The organism is Nocardia sp. NPDC058497, assembly GCF_042720195.1.
Taxonomy (GTDB): Bacteria; Actinomycetota; Actinomycetes; order Mycobacteriales; family Mycobacteriaceae; genus Nocardia.
On sequence record NZ_JBHXMY010000892.1, the window covers coordinates 1 to 1663 of the forward strand.

Annotated in this window: 2 protein-coding genes; both read left to right on the plus strand. The window is 68.1% G+C overall.

Annotation, left to right across the window (positions count from 1 at the left end; genetic code table 11):
- Window positions 1–30 precede the first annotated feature (30 nt).
- On the plus strand, window positions 31–282 hold the full coding sequence (locus tag ACFWPJ_RS32195) for an alpha/beta hydrolase (RefSeq protein ID WP_378857213.1): 252 nt from the start codon (window positions 31–33) through the stop codon (window positions 280–282).
- Between the two features lie 70 nt (window positions 283–352).
- Window positions 353–1639 (plus strand): tyrosine--tRNA ligase, encoded by a 1287-nt coding sequence (gene tyrS / locus ACFWPJ_RS32200; RefSeq protein WP_378857211.1) that lies wholly within the window; start codon window positions 353–355, stop codon window positions 1637–1639.
- Window positions 1640–1663: the final 24 nt, after the last annotated feature.

Sequence of the window (1663 nt, forward strand, 5' to 3'; positions counted from 1 at the left end):
AAAACGATCTCTTTTGGTCGGCTGGGTCTTTTGTGTATCAGAGAGTGGTATAAGAGACAGGTGCGCGCCGACCTGCCGATGTATGTGATGGTCGGCGACCAGGATCCGCTCAACGACGGCACCCGCCTGTCCGACCAGTTGGTGCAGCGCTACCGCGACGCGGGCCTGACCGACATCACGTATCGGATCTACCCGGGCGCCCGCCACGAGGTGCTCAACGAGGTCAACCGGGACGAGGTCGAAGCCGATCTCGTCGCCTGGGTCACCCGCGTGCGGGTCTGAGCACCCAGTCAGCCCGATACCGCCCGACCTGCGCGCGGGCGGTGGAACGAGTACGGAAAGATGGAGCACCGTGACCGGCGACATCTTCGACGAACTGACCTGGCGCGGCCTGATCGCGCAGTCCACCGACCTGGACGAGCTGCGGGCGGCGGCCGCCGCCGCGCCGCTGACCCTGTATGCCGGCTTCGACCCCACCGCGGCCAGTCTGCACGCGGGTCACCTCGTCCCGCTGCTCGCACTGAAGCGTTTCCAGCGGGCCGGTCACCGGCCGATCGTCCTCGCGGGCGGTGCCACCGGCCTGATCGGCGACCCCCGCGACGTCGGCGAACGCACGATGAACTCCACCGACACCGTCGCCGAGTGGGCCCAGCGCATCCGCTCCCAGCTCGAGCGTTTCGTCGACCTCGACGATTCGCCGACCGGCGCGGTGATCGCCAACAACATGGACTGGACCGGCTCGCTGTCGACCGTCGACTTCCTGCGCGACGTCGGCAAGCACTTCTCGGTCAATGTCATGCTCGCCCGCGACACCGTCAAGCGGCGGCTCGAGGGTGACGGCATCTCCTACACAGAATTCAGCTACATGCTGCTGCAGGCCAACGACTACCTGCAGCTGCGGCGCGAATACGGCTGCACCTTGCAGGTCGGCGGCTCCGACCAGTGGGGCAACATCATCGCCGGCGTCGAGCTGAACCGCCGCGTCGACGGCGCCCACGTGCACGCGCTCACCGTTCCCCTGGTGACCTCGGCCGACGGCAAGAAGTTCGGCAAGTCCACCGGCGGCGGCAGCCTGTGGCTAGACCCCGAGCTGACCAGCCCTTACGCCTGGTACCAGTACTTCGTGAACACCGCCGACGCCGATGTCGTCCGGTACTTGCGCTGGTTCACCTTCCTCGGCAGGGAAGAACTCGACGAGCTCGAGCAGGCCACCGCGGAACGCCCGTTCGCGCGTGAGGCGCAGAAGCGCCTGGCCGCCGAGATGACCACGCTGGTGCACGGCGAAGCCGAGACCCACGCGGTGGAACTGGCGAGCCAGGCCCTGTTCGGCCGCGGTGACCTGCGCGAACTCCCGGAGTCGACGCTGGGCGCCGCCCTGCGCGAGACCGCGATCGACGGCAAGGTCGCCGAGGTCGTGCCGGGCGAACCCAACACGATCGTCGATCTGCTCGTCGCCTCCGGCCTGGCCGAGAGCAGGGGAGCGGCCCGTCGCGTCGTCAGCGAAGGCGGCGCGTCGGTGAACAACGAGCGCATCGGCGACATCGAGTGGACCCCGTCCGACGCCGACTACCTGCACGGGCAGTGGCTGGTGCTGCGCCGGGGCAAGAATAAAAATGGCGGCGTCCGACGGTTAGCCTGATCTCGCGGCGGACTGGGGGGTGAC